The sequence below is a fragment of the Motilimonas thetidivivens genome, from assembly GCF_046452435.1.
In the GTDB taxonomy this organism is placed as follows: Bacteria; Pseudomonadota; Gammaproteobacteria; order Enterobacterales; family CBDFNC01; genus Motilimonas.
Window position 1 is genome coordinate 78,740 of sequence record NZ_JBKFDK010000012.1, and the last position, 21,579, is coordinate 100,318.

Here is a 21,579-nt window from a genome sequence, read left to right on the forward strand (position 1 = left end):
ATAATTAACAATACAGGATGCTCAGAAATGGATGAATTGATCCAAGAATCAGGCTCTTGGTTACAGAACAACCAAGGCTTAATTATCGAATACGCAGTCAATATTGCAGCAGCTGCACTGATCCTATTCTTCGGTTTTATCGCCGCAGGTATGGTTGCCGGTGGTATCCGCAAAGTCATGTCTAGCAAAGGCCTAGACAAAACTATCGTCGACTTCGTCGCAGGCTTAGTGCGTTACGGTGTGATCGCCTTTGTTATTATCGCGGCATTGGGCCGTGTTGGCGTACAAACCGCTTCTTTCGTTGCTATTATCGGTGCCGCCGGTTTAGCGATTGGTTTAGCGCTACAAGGCTCACTATCAAACTTCGCGTCTGGTGTATTACTTATCCTATTCCGTCCTTTCAAAGCCGGTGATTATGTTGAAATCGCAGGCACAGCGGGTGCGGTTGATTCAATCCAAATTTTCTCTACCGTGTTAACAACACCAGACAATAAAGTGGTTGTTGTACCAAACGCAGCGGTATTTGGTGGCAATATTGTGAACTACTCACGCCTACCTACACGTCGTGTTGATATGGTCATTGGCGTGAGCTACAAAGCCGATCTTAAGCAAACCCAAGAAGTGCTAACACGTATTGTTACTGCACACGAAAAAGTACTTAAAGATCCTGCGCCAACCATCGAAGTGGTGGCATTGGCAGATTCTTCAGTGAACTTCGTCGTTCGCCCTTGGGTGAACACAGCAGATTACTGGGGTGTTTACTTCGATCTACACAAGCAAATCAAAATTGGCTTGGATGAAGCAGGTATTGAAATTCCATTCCCACAAATGGACGTGCATTTAAACAAGGTAGCCTAAGTTCTTAGGCGCTAACTTGTTACCTGTTTGAGCCCACTTCGGTGGGCTTTTTTACGTTCATCAGTTAATATCATTGACTCATATCACGTTAATAAATATCCGACTAAAAAGTTTCAACACATTAATGTGATTAACATTTTTTAATAGTAAGCTATGGCTTAAGAATACCTCTTGGATCTTGGCATACGGTTAACAATCTCATTGCAGGCGGCGTTAACAATACGGCTACGATTAGTCCACTAAACTATTTCTAAGCTAAACTGATCCTGAGTCTCACTAGATTGAAATTGGAGCATCACCATAGATGAATTCGCAAACCGAAACTGAGATTGAAATGGAGTTAAGTGAGCGAATCACATCAGCTTCCGTTGCTCAGTCATGGCAGCAAATTAATCACTTGCTAGAACAACATCCCGATGCCCCAATCATCATTAACGCCAGCAAATTAAGTTATGTAGATACGACAGGTATCGCTTTTCTGTATGATTTAACTCACCGCGCTCGGCCCGCTGAAGCGGCCATTACCCTGCGTAATTTAGATGCTAATATTGCCGCGCTGATCCCCAAACAACCGCCTACGCCCACCGCCGCGCCAGCAGATAAAGACACTTTTTTCATAGGCATAGGTAAAGCAACCCAAGAACAACTTAGCTATATCAGCATTATGTTCCAATTTCTTAAACAGTGCTTTCGCGCTATTTGGAACACGCTAATAGGCAACAATAAGGTACGCTGGAATGAGGTTTTCACCATCGCGACTCAAGCCGGAGCCAATGCGGTACCCATCGTACTATTAATTGGCTTTTTGATGGGAATTATCATTGCCTTTGAAATCGGCCTCGTGGCGCAACAGTTTGGCGCCGTGTTATTTGTTGCCGATGGCATAGGCATTGCCATGTTTCGCGAGCTGGGCCCACTGATGACAGCCATCGTTTTTGCGGGGCGAACGGGCGCCGCTTTTGCTGCTGAGATTGGCACCCAAAAAGTAAACGAAGAAATAAACGCCCTGCATACCTTTGGCCTTAATCCCGTCTACTTTTTAGTGCTGCCACGCTTGCTGGCGTCCATGCTGGTGTTACCTTTGCTGACCATTTTAGCGGATCTCATCGGTATTTTTGGCGGCGCACTGGTGCTGCTAAAGTTCGATATTAGTTTTGTACAGTTTTATAATGAATTGCTCCATGCGGTATCTTCATGGGACTTCATTATCGGTTTAATCAAGGCGCTTACATTTGGTTTTACTATCGCAGCCATTGGTTGTGAGCGAGGTTTAACCACTGGCGCGGGAGCAACTTCAGTGGGCTTATCAACGACTAGCGCTGTGGTAACCAGTATTGTTTGGATTGTCGTGATTGACGGTTTCTTCACGGTACTCACGAGCTAACAGGAAGCGCAGCAATGACAGTAAGCCAAGCTAACACAGCAATTTCAGCTCCCTCATCAGAGTACGCAATTAACGTCAAGAACCTGAAAATGGGCTATGGCGAGCGGATCTTATTAGAAGATGCCAGCTTCAATGTGAAACATGGCGAAATTTTGGTGATTTTAGGCGGCTCAGGCTGTGGTAAATCCAGCCTAATGAAGCATCTGATTGGCCTTTATACGCCGATGTCGGGCGATATCTTAATTAATGAAACCAGCATCGTAAACGTTGATAGCGATGAGAAAGCCAAATTACAACGGCAACTGGGGGTCATGTATCAAAGTGGGGCTTTGTTTGGCTCTCTTAACGTGTTGCAAAATGTGCGCTTTCCCCTTGATGAATTTACCGATATTGGCATCAACGAGAAAAACCTCACCGCAAGGATCTTACTTAACCTAGTCGAAATGGGCTATGCCGAAAGCCTGATGCCAGGTGAACTCTCCGGGGGGATGCTAAAACGCGCGGGGATCGCCAGAGCCATGGCACTCGGTGCTAATATTTTAATGCTGGATGAGCCCTCAGCTGGGTTAGATCCCATTACCGCAGCCAATTTAGACCAAACTATTCTGCGATTACGCGATAATTTAGGCTGCACCTTTGTCGTAGTAACCCATGAATTACAAAGCATTTTTACCATTGCAGATCGCGCTATTATGCTTGACCCAGTATCCAAAAGCATTATTGCCCAAGGATCGCCCCAAGCATTACGTGACCACAGCGACAACCCCAAGGTGCGTCAATTTTTTAATCGCCTTTCCGATCAAGAACAGCAAAAAATGAGCAAACAAAATGGATGAATCTCAAAAACACTTTCGACTTGGCCTATTTGTTGTCATCGCCCTACTGTTAATGTTTGTTATCTTATTCATTCTCGGGGGAAGATCGCTATTTAAACCCAAGGTGATATTTGAAACCTATTTTGATAATTCAGTTTCAGGCTTAGCAGTCGGCTCACCGGTACAATACCGCGGCATCCCGCTTGGCACCGTGGTCGAGATAGACTTATCAAACGTAATTTATGAGCCCGATGTCCCTCGTGAACAGCGAAAATCTTATGTGATTGTTCGTAGCGAACTCACGGGTAGCGAAGAAACCATCAAAGACTGGCATAAAAACGTCCAATTATCCGTGCAGAAGGGCTTGCGCGCTCAAACTCAACTCGCAGGGATCACAGGTCAACAGTACCTTTCTCTTGATTACGTAAGAACCAGCCAAGTTGACGACCTAGACTTTAACTGGCAACCCAAATACACCTATATTCCATCAGCACCTAGCTCGACCGGTGAAATTATAGCCGGCGTTAAAAAAGTGCTTGCTAGCTTAAATGATGCCGATATCACCATGATTGGTCAGAACCTAAATCAACTGATTGTCACCCTAAATCAAAAAGTAGCGGCCATCGATACCAATCAGATATCTAACGAGACCATCGCCTTTTTAGACCAAGCTAACGCTGCTGTAACAGAAGTAAACACCTTGATTAAGCAAGGTAAAGTGGACCAAACTCTGGCTCATATAAATTCAGCAAGCGCCAATTTAGACCAAGTATTAGCCGATCCGAAAATCCGTCAAACAGTCGCCTCTTTAGCCTCTGTGACCAGCAGTCTAAAAACCAGCTTAGCCAATGGCGGAGATATCGAAAAACTAATCAAAGACCTAGATAAAGCCGTATTACGCGCCGATACCATCATGATGGATAATCAATACGACATTAATAGTATTATCCGAGATCTTCGCGTAACCGCCGAGAACCTAAAGGATTTCTCAGAAAGCGCCAAACAAAATCCATCAGGCATCATCTTTGGTGGTGCACCCGAGAAAATAAAGCTTGAGGACAAATAACATGCTCAAATCCCTGTTACTTTCAACCATTGTCGTGCTATTTATTACCGGCTGCAGCCTAGGAAAACCGGTAGAGCAACCAAGCACCTACGTCCTGGTAGCCAGCACGCCAACTAAAACGCTGAACAGAGTCAGTGATAGCCTACGTATCGATTATGTACGTAGCACCGCCCCTTTCAATCAAACCCAGATGGTCTATCGCATGGACGAGGTGAAGTTTGAAAGCGACTATTACAACCGCTACATCAGCGAGCCAGAGGCGATGGTAGGCAACCAAGTAGCGCTCTGGCTAGAACAGTCAGGCCTTTACGACTCGGTAGCTCAACCAAGCATGCGCACACCTGCCCAGCAAATCTTACAAATAGTAATCACTAAGTTATTTGGTGATTTTCGTGACGGCCACACGCCTACCGCTGTGGTGGAAATGCAGTTTGTGTTAATTGAAAATAAGGATATACGTCCGACCGTCGTATTGGAAAAAACCCTCTCAAGCCGAGTTGAGCTTAGCGCGAAAGACCCTGCCGCGTTAGCCAAGGGACAAGGCCAAGCGATGACCCAAATATTTGAGCAACTGGCAGCTGAACTCACCAAACTTGAACAGTAAGCCCATTTCTATTGCAACGTAAGATAACTATGCCTCAATCAGCGTTGCGCCTAACAGACGAGGCAGGCTCGCTGAACAAACATCTTGAGGTAACCTGGGGATAAGTAGCGCGGTAATTGCATTTGCAGTTACCGCTTCACTTCAGGCTAAACAGCCGATTTAGTGCTTTTTAACACCATTTTGTACCATGTCTTTACCGTTCTCATAAACCTCTTGGGACACCCAACGCCCAAGCAGCAGTTGATGTTGGCTGTCTAACACCGCCACAAACGGACGACCATCGGCATTACTGGTGGCCAGTGCCACGCCTGCCGCGTCATTGAGCCCTAAACTGCCACTTTCAACGGATAGTAAAAAAGCCTCTAACTCAGCTAAGGTTTCGATTACGTTGGGATCATTAATCATGGAATTCATACCTTTTACTTAAATACTGCTAGTCTAACGTCCAACGCCAGATCGTGCAGGCTATTTTTTATGTGGCGGTGGTCAAATGATATTCAAGTAACCTTAAGATGCTTACGCTGCAAGAATGTATAGGTGTTGACCACAGGTCGTTAGATACGACCTTGATGCTAGGTTAAGCATGATTTTGAGAGCCAGCAACAAGCATATCGACCTATCAAAGTATCCACTTTGTTCACGACTAAGGCGATTTCGTCACAACGCAATTACGCCCTTGATGCTTAGCATCATATAGTGCCTCATCGGCACGGCTCACCAAGTTAACAATAGACTCATTGCCTAAAGTCGCGACCCCAAAGCTAGCTGTGACCTGAACGCCCTGCGGCCAAGGTGAAGCCGTTACGGTTTTACGTAATTCTTCAGCTAAGTACCTCGCCCCATAGCCACCTGTTCCTAAGCATAGGATCAAAAACTCTTCTCCTCCCCAACGAACCAAAATATCAGATGATCTCACTTTATCCTTAAGTCTCTGGGCAAAGAGGCATAACACTTGATCTCCAACTTGATGACCAAATTTGTCATTGATCGACTTAAAATAATCAATATCAGCAAAAATAACCGACAAAGGTTTACCCGTTTGCTCAAATACTTGCTGCTGTTGCAACAGTAACGCTTCAATTCCGATTCGATTCCTTACACCAGTAAGAGGATCATGTTCTGCTAACTTCGCAAAACGCCGATTGTCCTTAAGCAACTCTTGGTTACGCTTAAATAACACTTGGCGCTGATGCTCAGCAACAAGCCAGCGGCTGACTAAGAGCAATAGCATAAAACCCAATAAGCTCAGCACGCATATCCCAACCAACCAAGGCAGAGATGACAATGGCGACGCGCCAACAAATTCAATGGACTCTACGATTAACCTCACCTGACCCGATTCAGGTAAATCAGCGGTGGAGAGCTCGATATAAGGCACATTGGATACATCGAGCATTGCATCCTTGAGGGGAATTTTTTGGTTACTTAGCCACCAAGAAGCCACATACACGCTCGACATCGGAATATAGACAGACTCAAGTGTCGCCCTAACATCAAGCTCAACAACATTTGCTTTCAAGGAGTTATGATCCCCCTTGATAGAATAAGCAGGATCATAATTACGCATAAAGAAACGTAGGCGTGTTGAGCCTTTACCGATATAGGCAAGTTTAAGCCGAACTCCTGAATAGGATGACAAGTCCACCCCATCAGCCCAGTCTTGAGCAAGCGCTAAGGATAAAGCACAAAATGGCCACTGATATTTCAAAGAGATAGAGCAATCCAATTGCCAGCGGTCATCGACAACCTCAGCACTTGCCTTAGTCAAACCACTATTACTTGCATCACTTACAGCGCTATAAGCCAGGGCGTTTTCAGGTGTAATCACAAGATGACGCGATGGTAAACCATAAACCCAAAGCGCAATCACAATGGCCGCCGCCAAAGCACAGGCTAGCAACCCAATCGCGCCATATCTAATCGGTAACTGTTTATACCCCGTCTTCATCTTAGCCTAAACCACTGCGGCCACTTGGCTTGCACACTATCGACATATGAGCGAGCAAAAGGCAATTTAGTTCCATTATCAAGCTCCAGCTCATAACGTGTTCTTGAAAGCTGACGAACACGCTTAACCTTGGCTGGGTTAACTAAGTACGAGCGGTGAATTTGTAAAAAAGCGTGCTCATCAAAATAATATTTGATGGGCTTTAACCTTAAGGTAATGTAAATCGGTGCCGTTTTACCTTGGATATAAATACCGCTATAGCCTTGCTCGGCTTGGATATACTCAATCTTCTCTCTATTGGAGGATATTTCATATATTTCAGCTAATAATCTGGGCGTTCTTACTAAGTTTGAAATTTGACACCACGCCATATTTATTTGTGATGTTAGGGTTTTTAACACCGCGATTTCTTCATCTTGAGCTTGCTCGGGTGCCAAATGAAATGAATAGTCCATTATTTTAACCACTTCCTCGCCACCGGTTAACGGCGTATCACTCGTTGAATAAACTAGATTCCTACCTTGATAAACGGCTAACGCAGTGCGAGCGAATGAACGAGAAAATGAGTTAAAAGCTTCTTCGACCATCTTTTCTAAACTAAAAACCGTTTGCCCGTGAGCTGAAAAATCTGACACTAATGCTAGACAATCTATCGAGCTGACAACTTGCTCGCCCCTTCCCCTCGATAGCTGATTTAACCGGCCTTGGGTAACATCTCGTAATGCGATAGTGATAATATGATGAAGCTCATTTTGCTCAACGCACAACTGACTTTGAAGTCGCCGAACAAAAGGGGTCAGCGCAGCTAACTCACTATCAAAGTTAGGCCTTCCTGCTTGCTTTAGTATCAAGAATTCGATCACCAACTTAGACTGTTGACGACCAAGTCGAATATTTACGTGCCCTGCGCCTCTTAGATTTGCTGAGCCGAACAAAATCAATAAGGCTTGATACAAATAGTCCGCGTCATTATTGACCACTAAACAATCATCAGCATTGGTGAGGTGAACTCGAAAGAGCTCTCCCCCAAAGTCAACAGCATGTTTGGCACTGTGGATCACATCAAGCACAGAAAACGGCTTAGCTACCGCCTGACGCAATTCACTCCCCAAACGACTGTTCTCTAAAATAGTTTGTGTTTGCGATGCTAATTTTTGCAGCATTTGCCACTGCGGCGATTCCACTTGCTGCGTTGCAAAATGGCGACCTTGTCTCAACCTGACCAATGCATCCAGAGGGTGCGTTAAACTTTGCAAAGCATGTTGCAACAATAAGAAATTCTGCTCTAGCTGCGCATTGGCTCGTTTATCTTGCTGCTGATGCCAACGTCGCCATAGCAACCACCCCAGCCAATACAAAGCCACTATCAGCAAAACGATCACCTCGGCGCCATGCTTGACGATATATGCCGACAGCCAAGTCCAATACAAAGCGATAGGATCCATTTCACGATAAGTCGAAGTAACAACAGAATGCCAACCTTGGCTATCATTATGTAACTGACTAAAGGCCACCCCTGCTAGCTGCTTATCTTCTACATACTGTATTTTACTGCTTAGCGCTCGCTGACTTTCATATGAAATAACGTGACCATTAAGCTGATGGGGGTGGTAGAGATATGAAGACTGACTTAGTTCATCCCACTTTTCTTGATAGCCACCACTGCTGACTAGACGAAATAAATGATCTCGATGCAACACCCCTGAGTGAAGGCCTTTGCTATCCCAAGTGCCTTGTGATGCTTGCACTATAGGCGCACCAATCAGTTCATCTGACAACGGCTGAACGCCTTGCCACGCCATGGCAAAAGGCGGAATAGTTAGCACCAATTTACTCGCATCGCCAGTCAACATAATAATGTCACTAACAAGGTAATCAATGCTGCTAGCCGAAGCCTGACTTGAAGTAAACAATGGGTTGATGTGATCCACGGCAATGTTGTCATGGGTCGCTTGTTGATCGGACAATAATATTACGTAATCAACAAGCGGATATATTTCACCTATATGCCAATACTGTAAGCTTTGCCTTGAAACGGGCACTGACAACATAAGCTCAATATCGCGCTGCGAAGCCAAACTGAGCTGATCAACCATTTGCTTTAACTCTTTGACTAACTTAGTAAGGTTATAAAAATCGGCCGTCCGCCATTGCACATTACTTGGGTTGAGTGCAGGGGCTATCCAATTGAGATCGATGCCATCAAACTCATATTGTTGAACAAAGTCGGCCAGGGATGGGACAAACTTTGCACGCTTATGTGGGTCATTCATTACCTGCGACATCGTATCAACACGGTTCCAACCGCCAATAGATATCACCGACTTAATCTTCTTATTACGCCTTTTTAGCTGTTGTAGCTGGCCCATGCTTCCGGCAACGCTCCCCACCTCAACATCGGAATGGGGGAAGTAAGCACTAATTGAAGCGTACTCATCTCCCCAGCGCACTTGTCCATCAAGCGTAACGACAGCGTTTTCATAGACAAGGTGCGTGAGTAGCTCATCGGGGACATCGGTTATATGATAATTTGGGCTGTACACGCTCCAATCACGATAAAAGCCCATCTTAACCAGCTCACTTGAGTGCGCTGTAAATGCGGCCATTAACGATCCCGAAAACAGTATTAAAAGTAAAGCTCTCAACAATACATCCTTATCTAGCAATGCCATGACTCAGCCATTAAGCAATAACCTGCTGTCGCAACATTCAGCGCGGTAATTCACAATGAGAAGATATCTACCCAATCAACCTGGATATGCTTGATTTGTGCAAGAATTGACAGGCGTTTAGGCAAGGCATTGATTGCTGGTAACGGTTGCCCCTTATCAAAATCAATAACGCGGCATAAACGCTTGTAAAGCCTGCCCTTTGGGAGCGCCACCGTGCTTCCACTGCGTTGTTACGCTCATTTAGAAGGTGCCTACATTTCTCTGCATTAGCCTGCCTAGTATTGAAAACACGGTGGCGCTCTGAAGCATGCAATTTCAAGTTGATTGGGTATATAGTTTGCCCCTGAACTTCATACGGAGATAGCCGTGCAACCCTAAGGATTCATAAAATTACACCAGCAAAACTTGAAATTAATTTGAAAACATAAAGTTAACTAAACAAGAGAAAAAAAGTAGTTCATGAATGGTAAAAACCAACAGTTAAACTGAAAATCAATCTCACTAAGCCGTGAAGCACACGTGATAACTCCCCTAGCACACAAAAAACATAAACCATTGAAATATAGCCATTATTTTGTCAAGCAATGAAAACCACCAGAGCAACACCTATGCTCAAGCCACCCTATATGTCAGATTGATTGAGCTCAAAGTCCATTCCAAACATTGACTAGTTTGAGCAATCACAGCTGCTTAACTTCCCGCTGAATAACTCTTAATGGGCCAATTAAGAGGGGATCAAAGTAGGAAGTTAGGCAGCCTCTTTACCAATGGATTGCATTATTTATAGGGATTTAATCATGTTTAAATTATCTCGGGTTGCTCAGGGGCTCGCCCTCGCGACACTTATATCTACTCAAGTCCACGCTGCAAGCGATAGCTTTAAAAGCGTTGGTTACTTCCCCTCATGGAGCGGAAGTGCTGAAAATATCCAGTATGACAAGTTAACGCATATTAACTACTCATTCTTACTGCTTAATCAAGATGGCTCACTTAAGCCAATTGATAATAGCCGCAAGCTAAAAAACTTAGTTAGCCTGGCTCATAACCATGGCGTTAAGGTTGGAATCGCGATTGGGGGATGGAACGGTAGCCGTGCCAATGAATTTGAAAACATGTCAGCGACGCCACAAGGACGAACCAAGTTCGTCGCCGATGTAATGGCATTCGTGGATGAGTATCGCCTTGACGGTGTTGATATGGATTGGGAATACCCTGATTCAGGTGTGATTGCCGATAACTATGCTTTACTGATGGATGAGTTATCGGTTGCTCTACGCGGTCAAGGCAAATTTCTAACAGCTGCCGTCGCAGCTTCTGGCTGGGGCGCGCGTGGCATTAAGAGTGAAGTTTTCGATGATATCGATTTTCTAAACCTGATGGCTTATGACGCAGATCATTCAGCCGGCCAACATCACTCCACTTATGAATTTGCTGAAGCCTCAATCGAGTTTTGGCAATCGAAGGGACTAAGCAAAGAAAAAACGGTACTGGGTGTACCATTTTATGCTCAGCCCGCACGAACGTACCGCGATATTGTCGCGAGTGAACCTGGCGCGGAATGTCGTGACAAAACCGCGAGTGGCGCCGGTTATAATGGTATTCCAACGATTCAAAAGAAAACCCGCTTAGCATTAGAAAAAGCAGGTGGCATCATGAATTGGGAGCTTTCGCAAGATACACAAGACGAAACCTCATTGCTCACCGCCATCGACCAAGCCATTAATGGTGAAATGAGCCAAGTTTGTAATACCACAACCGAGCCCACCATTGCGCCAACAACAGAGCCGGGAGATAACACTTGGCAAGCTGGGAAATCATACCAAGCAGGTGATATCGTCAGCTATCAAGGCAAACATTATCAAGCGCTACGTGATAATCCCGGTTATAACCCAAGTCAAAGCACATGGTTTTGGCAGCTCCATGTGGTGCCTCAGCCCACCCCTACCCCCACTTTAAGCCCAAGCTCTGAGCCCAGTGATAACTGTGAAGTCAATGGCACATGTCGACCTCCACTGGAGCTCACCTTACTCGAAAACAATAAACCTTATACCAATTCAACCAACTCGGTGGTGGCATCTTATTTCGTTGAATGGAGCATCTATGGTCGTAAGTTCCCCGTATCGAGTATTCCTGCACAAAACTTAACTCATATTATTTATGGCTTTATTCCGATTTGTGGGCCAAACCCATCATTGAAGGATGCTAATCCAGAAGGGTTTAGCGCCCTGAAACGCGCTTGTCGTGATAAACAAGATTACGAAGTCACCGTGCATGATAGTTTTGCCGCATTAGAAAAATCGTTTCCGGGCGATAAATGGGACGATCCTATTAAAGGCAATTTTGGTCAGCTGATGCGTTTAAAAGCCGCCAAGCCCGAGCTAAAAATCTTACCTTCGATAGGCGGTTGGACGCTATCTGATCCTTTCTACACCATGGATGACCCCGCTAACCGCGCCACCTTTGTCGCGTCTGTTGAAACCTTCCTAGAGGCTTACCCCTTCTTTGACGGTGTTGATATTGACTGGGAATACCCCGGTGGCGAAGGTGCAAACCCTGATTTAGGTAAGCCATCTGATAGCCAGTTATACGCAGACATCATGCACGATCTTCGTGCCATGCTTGACCGTCTATCGGCTAAAAATAATCGACAGTACCAACTGACCTCCGCGGTAGGTGTTGGCCAAACCAAGATCGACGATGTCAACTACAGTGAAGCCTCACAGTACATGGATTATATCTTTGCCATGACATACGACTTCTATGGCACCTGGGATGATCAACCCGGTCATCACGCGGCATTATACCAAGCAGACTCAGCCACCATAGCCAACTTTAATGCCGATGCAGGTATTAATGGCCTGATTAATGCTGGTGTGCCAGCCAATAAACTGGTGATGGGTGTAGCTAAGTACGGTCGCGGTTGGAAAGGCATCAGTGGTTACAAAAATAACGATCCCTTCACTGGTTTAGGCTCAGGTAAAGTTCCCGGTACTTGGGAAGCTGGTGTATTGGATTACCGCGATATCAAAACTAATTATGCCGGCGCCAATAATCAGGGCTTAAATGGCTTCCAGTACTATTATGATGAGCAGGCACAAGCGGCCTATTTATGGAATCCAACTTCAGGCTCTTTGATCACCTATGACGATTCCCGTTCAACCAAGGCGAAAGCCATGTATGCTCGCCAACACGGTTTAGCAGGGGTCTTTTCATGGGAAATTGATGCCGATAATGGCGACATTTTAAATGCGATGCATGAAGGTTTAGGCCATGGCGATACCGTTCCAACGCTAGAGCCAACACCTAAGCCAACTGTAACACCTACCATGCAGCCAACGGTATCGCCAACATTGCAGCCGACGATCAGCCCAACACTAGAGCCAACAGAGGCGCCAACAATCGCGCCAACTTTGGAGCCTACGATTACCCCAACGACCACACCAACTCCGCCACCTTCAGGCGCTAACTATGTCTACCCTGCAGGCTTAGGTAGCTATCAACAAGGGGATAAGGTACTTGCAAGTAACGGTCACATCTATACCTGTGATGTTGCTGGCTGGTGTAATCTAGGTGGCTCATATGAGCCAGGTAAGGGCTGGGCTGCAGATTATGCTTGGATCTTATCAACTAGCGGCACTACACCTACGGTGACCCCTACTTTAACGCCTACGGTAACACCCACCATCATGCCTTCAATTACACCAACGGAGCCTCCAACAGGCGAAACAACTTGGCAGGCAGCACAAGTCTACCAAGGCGGCGCACAGGTTCTCTATCAAGATGAAAAATATGAGGCAAAATGGTGGACACAAGGAGATAACCCAAGCCAATCTGGTGAATGGGGCGTGTGGAAAAAAATAAACTAACACACCGCACTCATCTAAATCATCTTTGAGATACCCATATAGCCACCTTTCACCAGGTGGCTATATTTCTTTTCAAGTCAATTTCTTCATTAAAATCAACGATTATTGATAGAAAACCAAACAAAGCGCGCGATCACTTTATCGCTTAAAACGATTTCACAAGTTGACTGCAAATAGCTAGTATGCCGCCCAGTTTTACCTCGCCTATGTTGACCCCCTTAATTGTTAAAAAGGAATTTAGCTTTGCAACTAAAATTAGTACTGGTTAGCCTGGTGGTTTTATTAGCCAACGGCTGTTCAACCATCAAAAATGACGCCCTAACCGCAGAGGAATCTGCGCAGTTAAGCCAAAAAACCTTAGTGCTTAGTCGCTATAATGAATTGCCCGATTTTCCTGCCCAAACCGCATTAAATGTGCAATTTGGTTTGATCGGTTATGCTTCTGCAGTAGACAGTGGCAACACCATCATTGCCAACAATAACATTGCCGATCCTGCCTATAGTATTGCGCAGAAGCTGGCTGCTGGGAGCGCTACAAAACACCAAGTTAACTTGGTTGAGCTTGAACAAAGCGTCGCTTTAGACACAGAGATCGGCGAACTAGTTAAGCGTTACAGCAATTACGACTACATTCTTGACGTTAAAACCCTCAGTTGGGGCTCTATCTACTTTCCCTCTGATTGGGACAGCTATCGTGTTAACTACGCTACCCACGCTCGCCTAATTGAGACCAAAAGCAAAAAAGTGATCGTGGAAGGCTCATGTAGCCATTTTCCAGAATATGCAGACACCAATGACGCCCCTTCCTATGAAGAATTAGAGGACGGGACAGGCATCAGAAAATCCTTAGCCAATACCGTGGATGTGTGTGTGGATTACATTCGCACGCATACCCAACTCCCCCAAGCGCAGTAACGTTAAAAGCGTAACGAAAAGATAAGGGCGATGACCATCATCGCCTTGATGCCAAGATCCGCTGCAATTGTTGCTCAATATAGCTAACGTCTAGCTCACTACTCATGAGCAATTGGTGATTTAACAAGCCTAAAAATAAGGTAAACAAGGCTTGACCTTGGTCTTCATCGACATAAGTCGTCAATAAATCAAGATACTTCTGGTTAACCTGCTTCATGCAGGGATCGGTGGCGATATTGCCCACCCCGATGACCTCTATGTACTCCACTACTAGCTTTTGCTCTTGAAAAAACCGCGGCGCAATGTGGTGAAACAGTAATAAAAAATTCTCGGTTCGTTGCGTCAAGCTGGCATTGGCCGCTAATGGTCGTGATTTAAGGATATCCGAGTCCAACGCCAGCATGGCTTCAGTGGCCGCACGAAAGATGGCATCCTTACTATCAAAGTAATGATAAACCGCGCTTTTGCTCATGTGTAAATGCTGACAAAGCTGGCGCATACCGGTGTTTTTATAGCCGTATTGTAAAAACACCTCAGCCGCATTGAGCGCTATCTCAATTCGTTTTTGTTCATGATCGACGACCTTAGGCAACCTTCCACCTCACATCCTGATTCCAGAGCACACATCATAACATGTTTCTTTTTTATTGACCGATTGGACTAAAAAACTTTACCACTGCAACAAAACCCTATATTTTAAAAGACCACTTGGACTAAAAAGGAATGCAATTCATGCCAGCTTCTGCGATCACTCCTTCACAACTAAGCCTATTTGATCGCTTAATTGGTCCCTACGCCAGCCCAGCGGAAAGGTGGCTTTCATTTGGCTCATCTCTAGCGGCAGGTGTCGCCATGGCCATCGCCGCTTGGCATTGGCAATTAAATTGGAGTCTATGGCAATACGGCCTTGGGATATTACTAGCCATGGATATTTGTGGTGGCGTGGTCAGCAATGCCTGCGTTGGCGCGAAACGCTGGTTTCACCGCCGTGGCATTAGCAAAGGTAAACATCTCGTATTTATTGCCCTTCACGCTATTCAACTCGCTCTGTTTAGCTGGGCTTTTCTCGACTTTAATCTGAGCTGGTTAACGACAGCTTGGCTCTGGCTCATGTTTGCCAGCACCGTCATTATCAATGCCCCTTACTATCTGCAACGCCCACTGGCGATGGCTTTATATATCGCAAGCTTGGTACTTTGCTTCTACGTGTTAGCGGTGCCAGCCGAGTTAGCATGGTTTTTGCCCTTGTTTTATCTGAAGCTGCTGATTGCTTATTTATTGACTGATAAAGCCCCGACAAAGGAGCGATTGCATGACTAAAGCCAAACGGATCTTAGTGGCAGGCGCCACCGGCTACCTTGGTCGCCATCTCGTTAGTATATTGCTGCAACAACAGCAAGATTTTATCGCCCTAGCAAGAAGCGCAAACAAATTGACCAAACTTGGGGCCCGACCCGAACAAATACGCATCGCCCAAGTAACCCAAGCCGACACGCTAATTGGCTGCTGTGACTATTGTGATGTGGTGATTTCTTGTCTAGGGATTACTCGCCAACGCGATGGGCTGAGCTATATGGAGGTTGATTATCAAGCCAATCTTAATTTGCTACTAGAAGCAGAGCGAGCCGGGGTGAAAAAGTTTGTTTACATTTCTGCCTTTAGCGCACCTTCACTGCAAACCGTTCGGCTATTACAAGCCAAGGAGCGTTTTGCTCAGCGCCTACTGAATTCTCAGGTGTTATCCCCTTGCGTGATCCGCCCTAACGGTTTTTTCAGTGACTTAGAAGAAGTCTACCGTATGGCACAAGGCACAAGAGCTTACCTTTTTGGTGATGGCAGCGTGAAATTAAACCCGATCCACGGCGCCGATCTTGCTCGCTTTGTGTTTGAAGCCATTTCACGCCCAGAAACAGAACTCAATGTTGGCGGGCCCGACGTGCTCAGTGTTAAAGACATCGCCGAGCTGGCTTTTCGCGCCTTAAATAAAACCCCAAACATAACCTACGTTCCTGATGCCTTTCGTAAGTTCGCGCTGGCCATCACTAGGCGTTTACCCGAGCCTTGGACTGGCCCAATGGAGTTTTTCTTAACCGCCATGGCACAAGATAATATCGCGCCACGTTATGGCAAACATCATCTTGGTGATTACTATCAGCAGTTGGCTAAAGCGTCACCACCGAGTAAGCCGCCAACATCAAGCTAGCCGCCGCGAGCATTAATGCGCCGCCAACAAACATCATGGAGCGACCCGCAACCACCGCATCTTTGGGCTGTAACCAATGAGGGAAATCCCATTTAACAAACCGATCGACATCTTGCCCAGCATAGTAGGAAGTGAACAAGAAACCACCCAACACAAATCCCGCTGCCGAGTAGTAAATCAGTAGCTCGGCAAATGGAGTCAAGCTTTGCCCGTTCAGGCTCCAGTTCCAATGCAATCCAGTTAACGCAAGCAATAAGCTCAGACAGATAACGAAACGCTTTAGTACAACGGGTATCAATATCTTAGGTGTCATTATTCGCTCTCAGCTGTCCTTAGTGAGGTCAGACTAACATAAAAGTCAAATAAACATCTAACCTCATTCACTCCTAGTTCGATTATCTCGGGTGTCTTAGGTAGTCCCTACTAAAGCCACAAAACAAGCTCAATCCTCATTCCCTGAGCAAGCTCAGGTCCCACAGATTCACAACCTCAACCCTGCCAAACAGGGGAGCAAAGCTCCCCTTGATAAGATACCAATCTAACTTACGTTTAATCCACACACACCGCGGGCCCTGCGGCTTGCCACGCTGGATCTAGGCTTGGTTGTACACCTTGATTCCACCATTTGGCCACATAACTTAAACCGTTGTGATTAACCGCTTCACCTTGGGCATAAGCTTGATGGGCAGACCAAGGAGCTACTGCTGGGGCGATCAATTGCCATGCTTCCCCATGACCCGGTTGACTGGCCTGATTCCACCAGCGGGCTTGCCAGAGCTGTTGGTTAAAGCTGATTTGCTGACCTTGGCGATAGGCTAAATGCGTTTGCCATGGTGCTGCGCTAGCCGTTAAGGCCGCACATTCAGTTGGGGATAAGGTGACACGCACATATTGGGTTTGCTGACTTTGGCTATCACTCACCGTGATAGCAAAATCCGCCATTTGATTCGTTTTCACCGCAGGGACGATGACTTGAGCCTGGGCTTGATTAGCATTCAGCAAGGTGACTTGAGGGCCGCTCAACTGCTGCCAGTGATAACTTAATCGATCACCTTCGGCATCATCAGCACTGACGGCAAGGCTCAATAAGCTAGGCGTATTCACTTGATAAGCCTTTTGCAAACTAAGCTGAGGTGGGTAATTCACGCCCTGACACCACGCTTCGCCATCAAATTGGTATTCACTTGGCCCCTTGATCACTTCTTTCACCTTAGTTGGGCGTCCGCTACCGTCACTCGCTAATACTTGAGAGTCAACACTTCCCGCATAAGTCTCACTAAATTGGTATGCTTGGCCGTCCGCTTTGGGATTACACACAGCCGCATTCATCGCATTTAAAATCAAGCCATTATCAAAGGTTGCTTCCCATGCGAATAAGCCACCTAGGCCGTATTTTTTCACCAACTCACCCTTGTTGATCACGGTTCGCGGCGAATCGATATTTTCCACTCGGGCATAAATATGCTCTTGGTCATCAGATTCTTGAGGCACAAACACATACACCGACTTAGCTTGCTCATCGTAATAAAGCGCGTTGTTATCCCCTTGCATATAGTTATCGTAAATATCGATAAAGCTACTGGTGCCAGCATCAAAGGTGCCACTAACGGCAAAGCCACGTTGTTGCATTTGCTCATCCACCAACATTTGTGCCGTGCCGTGCCAAAAAGCGGGGGCGTGTTCGCGCTTCATTTTCACCGCATGCCAGCCTCGGCTATAACTGGCCACGCCGATATTTAATCGTGACATGGGAAAGTCTGGATATAAGGTTTGCACGGTTTGGATTGCGCCTTCGGTGCTATAGGCACTGAACATATCGCCCATGGTTTTAGCTTGTCCGTTAATCAATACTGGGTTACCTAGCTCATCGGCAACAGGTAAATATTGATAGACGGGAGCGGCTGAGAAAATTGGCTTAATGGCATTGCCGGTATGGTAGCCAGGAAACGGATAATCAGTAGAAAATACGTCGTAAGTCATTAAGTTAACAAAGCTTAAATCATCTTTTAGAGCAGCCAAATCAACAGCACCGATATGACGAGGAAAGCGACTAATTGCAGCCGATAAGACAAAATCAGGGCCAAACTCATGATCAAATCTTTGCCTTAAGGTTTTAACCAGCGCGGTAAAGTGCGCTCTATCGGCAACATGGCCCCTGGTTAACCCTGGATTGGAGTTTTCCCCACCGGGATGCTCCCAATCGAGATCGATACCATCAAACACCCCCGGATGCTGCTTAATAAAAGCGACTAATTGCTCGGCAAATTGCTCACGATAATCAGGAACGGCAGCGATAGCAAAAAAGGGATCGCTCATGGTCCAAGCGCCAATGGATAACATGGCTTTGAGGTGCGGGTAGGCTTGTTTCATTTGCTTAATCGCAGCAAACGCATGGGGCGCCGCTTTATAGTCGGGAAAAGCCAAGGCAAAGTCGGCTTTTTGCTCGGTCACACCAAGTTCAACCAAGTTGTAATCTTGGCCATCTTTGCCTTGCACCTCACCAACACCACAATCTGCCCGCAGCGCATTAAACGCGCCGGGATTCATAGCCAATCCTTGGTTTTGGGTCGCGTCTTCACGCTGATAATCACAAATCCCCGCAAAGCCAAAGATCAGGTGAGTAATATTGCGTGCCGGTATTTGCTCTAAGCTATAGCCATTAAATGCCTGCCAAGATCCCACATACAAGGCAACCACCTTGCCACTCTTCAATACATCAAAGGGTTGGTTTTGATCTTGAGTCGCGTGCCAATTTTTATCGGCATCGCTCAACTGCCCAAGTGGAGTAAAACCGTAACTATGTAGTGTTTGATGAGGCTGCAACCGCATGGTTTGATATTCATTTGGCGCGACACCAGGACTCGTTGCATCTTTGAGCACCAAGCCAGTATGCACTCGCTCGCTGAAATAATGCGATGGCCGATATTCGCTGCCAATCGGAAAAGCCCCTATCTCGATAGACGAAGAAGTGACTTGGTCAATTTCAAACTCATGAATGATCTCTGCCTCAGCCATAACAGAAGTGGGCAATATAACGGCGGTGAGCGCACTCGCTATCGCCAATCCCGTGGCCAAGTTAATTTTAGTGCGCTTAAAACAAGGGTGGTTGTTCATAATCAAATCCTTTTCGATTGCTAGATAAGCCAAACCTAGCTTGACTAAAGCGCAGCCGAAAAAGAATCACCTTACTCTTGGCATTTCACCAAAATTAACATTAAATCATTTAAAATCAGCAACATGAAAAGACAAAGGCTAGCCTTCCTCTATCACCAGTTCACGTTAAAACCGTTAATTTTTCATCTTGTTGTGCCAAATGCTGTTGCACTTGTGCAAGGTACTTGGCCGTTATCGGGATAGCATGTTTAGCCACATCGCCTTGCAGGAACAACCAATGTTTGCCTTGCAGATCCGTTTCCACACGTTGAATACGTTCGCGATTAACCAGATAAGAACGATGGCATTGCAGTAAAAAATCGTCGCCATAGTAACGTAACAAGGGCGTAAGCCGACTGTAGATGTATATGGGATCCCTGTGACCTTGGCAGTAAATACCGGTATAGCCCTGCTCGGCTTTTAAATACAGCAGCTGATTCTTTTTACTGGCAATTTGGTGCAGCTCAGCCAACAATTTTGAGTCTTGACTCAGGGATTTAATATGCGTACGACACATCTCCACCAAGGTTAAATATTCGCTTAACGTCACACCAGATGTATGTCCTGTTAATTCCATACCATGCTGCTTGGCTAGGCTGGCGATTAAAGGATCGGCGAGTAATTGCAGTAACGCAGAGTTGAGATCACTTTGTTCATCAAGACCCGCCATTTGTTGCTGCATAGCGGCTAACATTCCCTGCTCGGCATGCGGCAATACCAAAGGAGTCGACTCGGCTTGCAATTGAGTCAATTTTTGATGGAGCTGAGCTAACTGTTGTTGACGTAGTTTTAGCTGAGCTTGCAAAGCCTGCTGCTTACGCTTCACTGACCAGCCAATAGGGACCAGCAAGCACAATAAGTAAACCCAGCCGAAAGCCAGTAGATGCGCTTGGATTAATTGCCAACAGTAGGGCCAAGGGTAATAGTAAGCGAAGATTTGCTGGCTTAATTGCTGATCGCTAAATAAATATTGCAGCGCCATCCCAGCTAATTGGTGACGCTGAGTGTACGCCAGCTTAGCCGCAAGGGCTCGCTCACTTTCATAGGAAACGAAATGATCGCCTTGCTGTAAATAACTGGCCTGCGCCACTTCATCCCAATGCTGCTGATAGCCTTGGCTGATAAGGTAGTTGACCTCAGATTGGATCAGCAGCCCTGACTTTTGCGTCGGGTTATCCAACGAGCCCTTAGTCGCACTGGCGCTGGCGCTGTATAACTGGTCAGCATGACGCCAACTGCGACCAATGGCGGGTGTACTCACGATGATCTGACGACTTGAGACATTAGCACTGAGCATGGTTTGCACCGCCAAATCCATGGAGGCAGGAAACGGCTCTGGGTTTTGCTCCGACCAATACAAGGGCGACGCGTGGCCGTTATAGCGCGACCAAGCCCCCGCTAAATCGACATTCAGTAAATAAAAGTAATCAACATAGTTGGCAGCCTCGGCTAAGGGCAAAGGGCGCAGTAACACCGGCCATGAAGGCATTGCCACCACGAGTTGTAATGGCTCATCCACTGAATTCAATGCTTGTTTAAATTCACGTACCAAAGCCAACCAATCCTTGGCCTCCTCGCGCTGTAGATCCAATGGTCTATCGGGATGAAACATAGGGTAGCGCCAATCTAGCACCACACCATCAAACTGGTGCTGGCGAACAAACGCCAAGGTAGAGCGGATCAAGTTACTTCTTTTCTTAGCATCGGCCGCCACCGACGCAAAATGTTCACTTAAGCGCCACCCGCCAATGGCAATCCAAGTTTGTAAATTCGGGGTCTGCTGCTTAAGTCGTAACAACTGATTCAAGCTGCCTCTATTGGTTTGATCTAAGGTGTCACCAGCAAAGGGCGCTTCAAGATCTAAATATGTATCCCAATGCTGCACTTCGCCGTGGACATTGACATCCAATTGCTCGTAAATTAGGTGGGTGAAATACTGGGCAGGTATTTGGTTTATGCTAAAGGCGGCATCTTTAGACCAGGCGCTTTGATACACCCCTACGCTTAGTGGGCCAGTTAATTGGGCGGCAAGCAGCTGGACTTGGCAGAGCAATAACCCTAATAGCACCAACACCTTAGCTAACTTTTTACTCAC

General features: G+C 46.2%; 16 protein-coding genes. 9 read left to right on the forward strand and 7 right to left on the reverse strand.

The window, feature by feature from the left end:
* Positions 1-27: 27 nt before the first annotated feature.
* The 5 genes from mscS (at position 28) to ACK8OT_RS10910 (ending at position 4,727) form a co-directional block, all read left to right on the forward strand.
* On the forward strand, positions 28-858 hold the full coding sequence (gene mscS / locus ACK8OT_RS10890; RefSeq protein WP_410196539.1) for a small-conductance mechanosensitive channel MscS: 831 nt from the start codon (positions 28-30) through the stop codon (positions 856-858).
* A gap of 304 nt (positions 859-1,162) precedes the next feature.
* A complete protein-coding gene (locus ACK8OT_RS10895; RefSeq protein ID WP_410196540.1) occupies positions 1,163-2,242 on the forward strand; it encodes an ABC transporter permease in 1,080 nt (359 codons plus the stop codon).
* Positions 2,243-2,256: 14 nt separating this feature from the next.
* Positions 2,257-3,078 carry an ABC transporter ATP-binding protein gene (locus ACK8OT_RS10900; protein ID WP_410196541.1) on the forward strand — a complete coding sequence of 274 codons (822 nt, stop codon included), beginning with the start codon at positions 2,257-2,259 and terminating at the stop codon, positions 3,076-3,078.
* Positions 3,071-4,123: an MlaD family protein gene (locus tag ACK8OT_RS10905; RefSeq protein WP_410196542.1), complete on the forward strand. Its 1,053-nt coding sequence runs from the start codon at positions 3,071-3,073 to the stop codon at positions 4,121-4,123. Before ACK8OT_RS10900 ends, ACK8OT_RS10905 begins: the two co-directional genes overlap by 8 nt.
* A 1-nt stretch (position 4,124) precedes the next feature.
* Positions 4,125-4,727 (forward strand): ABC-type transport auxiliary lipoprotein family protein, encoded by a 603-nt coding sequence (locus ACK8OT_RS10910; RefSeq protein ID WP_410196543.1) that lies wholly within the window; start codon positions 4,125-4,127, stop codon positions 4,725-4,727.
* A 159-nt stretch (positions 4,728-4,886) separates the two neighbouring features.
* On the opposite strand, the gene ACK8OT_RS10915 is transcribed toward ACK8OT_RS10910, so the two are convergent.
* From ACK8OT_RS10915 to ACK8OT_RS10925, 3 genes are all read right to left on the reverse strand, one after another.
* The gene (locus ACK8OT_RS10915; RefSeq protein ID WP_410196544.1) at positions 4,887-5,132 is read right to left on the reverse strand and encodes a hypothetical protein; all 246 of its coding nucleotides are present in this window, start codon (positions 5,130-5,132) and stop codon (positions 4,887-4,889) included.
* 238 nt (positions 5,133-5,370) lie between these two features.
* The gene (locus ACK8OT_RS10920; RefSeq protein WP_410196545.1) at positions 5,371-6,675 is read right to left on the reverse strand and encodes a GGDEF domain-containing protein; all 1,305 of its coding nucleotides are present in this window, start codon (positions 6,673-6,675) and stop codon (positions 5,371-5,373) included.
* On the reverse strand, positions 6,672-9,281 hold the full coding sequence (locus tag ACK8OT_RS10925; protein WP_410196546.1) for a glycosyl hydrolase family 18 protein: 2,610 nt from the start codon (positions 9,279-9,281) through the stop codon (positions 6,672-6,674). Before ACK8OT_RS10925 ends, ACK8OT_RS10920 begins: the two co-directional genes overlap by 4 nt.
* A gap of 863 nt (positions 9,282-10,144) precedes the next feature.
* Between ACK8OT_RS10925 and ACK8OT_RS10930 the strand changes: the two genes are divergently transcribed.
* Together ACK8OT_RS10930 and ACK8OT_RS10935 are read left to right on the forward strand one after the other, a co-directional pair.
* The gene (locus ACK8OT_RS10930) at positions 10,145-13,213 is read left to right on the forward strand and encodes a glycosyl hydrolase family 18 protein (protein ID WP_410196547.1); all 3,069 of its coding nucleotides are present in this window, start codon (positions 10,145-10,147) and stop codon (positions 13,211-13,213) included.
* Between the two features lie 243 nt (positions 13,214-13,456).
* Positions 13,457-14,128 (forward strand): hypothetical protein, encoded by a 672-nt coding sequence (locus tag ACK8OT_RS10935; RefSeq protein WP_410196548.1) that lies wholly within the window; start codon positions 13,457-13,459, stop codon positions 14,126-14,128.
* A 37-nt stretch (positions 14,129-14,165) separates the two neighbouring features.
* Here ACK8OT_RS10935 and ACK8OT_RS10940 read toward each other — a convergent pair whose 3' ends face one another.
* Complete coding sequence (locus ACK8OT_RS10940) at positions 14,166-14,720, reverse strand: TetR/AcrR family transcriptional regulator (RefSeq protein ID WP_410196549.1); 555 nt, start codon at positions 14,718-14,720, stop codon at positions 14,166-14,168.
* 140 nt (positions 14,721-14,860) lie between these two features.
* Between ACK8OT_RS10940 and ACK8OT_RS10945 the strand changes: the two genes are divergently transcribed.
* Positions 14,861-15,448 (forward strand): hypothetical protein, encoded by a 588-nt coding sequence (locus ACK8OT_RS10945; protein ID WP_410196550.1) that lies wholly within the window; start codon positions 14,861-14,863, stop codon positions 15,446-15,448.
* Complete coding sequence (locus ACK8OT_RS10950) at positions 15,441-16,331, forward strand: SDR family oxidoreductase (protein ID WP_410196551.1); 891 nt, start codon at positions 15,441-15,443, stop codon at positions 16,329-16,331. The genes ACK8OT_RS10945 and ACK8OT_RS10950 overlap by 8 nt, the downstream gene beginning before the upstream one ends.
* Here ACK8OT_RS10950 and ACK8OT_RS10955 read toward each other — a convergent pair.
* From ACK8OT_RS10955 to ACK8OT_RS10965, 3 genes are all read right to left on the reverse strand, one after another.
* Positions 16,291-16,644 carry a hypothetical protein gene (locus tag ACK8OT_RS10955; protein ID WP_410196552.1) on the reverse strand — a complete coding sequence of 118 codons (354 nt, stop codon included), beginning with the start codon at positions 16,642-16,644 and terminating at the stop codon, positions 16,291-16,293. The two genes, ACK8OT_RS10950 and ACK8OT_RS10955, sit on opposite strands and share 41 nt — an antisense overlap.
* Positions 16,645-16,880: 236 nt before the next feature.
* Positions 16,881-19,445: a glycosyl hydrolase family 18 protein gene (locus tag ACK8OT_RS10960; protein ID WP_410196553.1), complete on the reverse strand. Its 2,565-nt coding sequence runs from the start codon at positions 19,443-19,445 to the stop codon at positions 16,881-16,883.
* A 160-nt stretch (positions 19,446-19,605) separates the two neighbouring features.
* On the reverse strand, positions 19,606-21,579 hold the full coding sequence (locus tag ACK8OT_RS10965; RefSeq protein WP_410196554.1) for a glycosyl hydrolase family 18 protein: 1,974 nt from the start codon (positions 21,577-21,579) through the stop codon (positions 19,606-19,608).

Coding starts and splice junctions, on each gene's coding strand:
- mscS (WP_410196539.1), top strand. CDS start 28: ATGGATGAATTGATCCAAGAATCAGGCTCTTGGTTACAGAACAACCAA.
- ACK8OT_RS10895 (WP_410196540.1), top strand. CDS start 1,163: ATGAATTCGCAAACCGAAACTGAGATTGAAATGGAGTTAAGTGAGCGA.
- ACK8OT_RS10900 (WP_410196541.1), top strand. CDS start 2,257: ATGACAGTAAGCCAAGCTAACACAGCAATTTCAGCTCCCTCATCAGAG.
- ACK8OT_RS10905 (WP_410196542.1), top strand. CDS start 3,071: ATGGATGAATCTCAAAAACACTTTCGACTTGGCCTATTTGTTGTCATC.
- ACK8OT_RS10910 (WP_410196543.1), top strand. CDS start 4,125: ATGCTCAAATCCCTGTTACTTTCAACCATTGTCGTGCTATTTATTACC.
- ACK8OT_RS10915 (WP_410196544.1), bottom strand. CDS start 5,132: ATGATTAATGATCCCAACGTAATCGAAACCTTAGCTGAGTTAGAGGCT.
- ACK8OT_RS10920 (WP_410196545.1), bottom strand. CDS start 6,675: ATGAAGACGGGGTATAAACAGTTACCGATTAGATATGGCGCGATTGGG.
- ACK8OT_RS10925 (WP_410196546.1), bottom strand. CDS start 9,281: ATGGCCGCATTTACAGCGCACTCAAGTGAGCTGGTTAAGATGGGCTTT.
- ACK8OT_RS10930 (WP_410196547.1), top strand. CDS start 10,145: ATGTTTAAATTATCTCGGGTTGCTCAGGGGCTCGCCCTCGCGACACTT.
- ACK8OT_RS10945 (WP_410196550.1), top strand. CDS start 14,861: ATGCCAGCTTCTGCGATCACTCCTTCACAACTAAGCCTATTTGATCGC.
- ACK8OT_RS10950 (WP_410196551.1), top strand. CDS start 15,441: ATGACTAAAGCCAAACGGATCTTAGTGGCAGGCGCCACCGGCTACCTT.
- ACK8OT_RS10955 (WP_410196552.1), bottom strand. CDS start 16,644: ATGACACCTAAGATATTGATACCCGTTGTACTAAAGCGTTTCGTTATC.
- ACK8OT_RS10960 (WP_410196553.1), bottom strand. CDS start 19,445: ATGAACAACCACCCTTGTTTTAAGCGCACTAAAATTAACTTGGCCACG.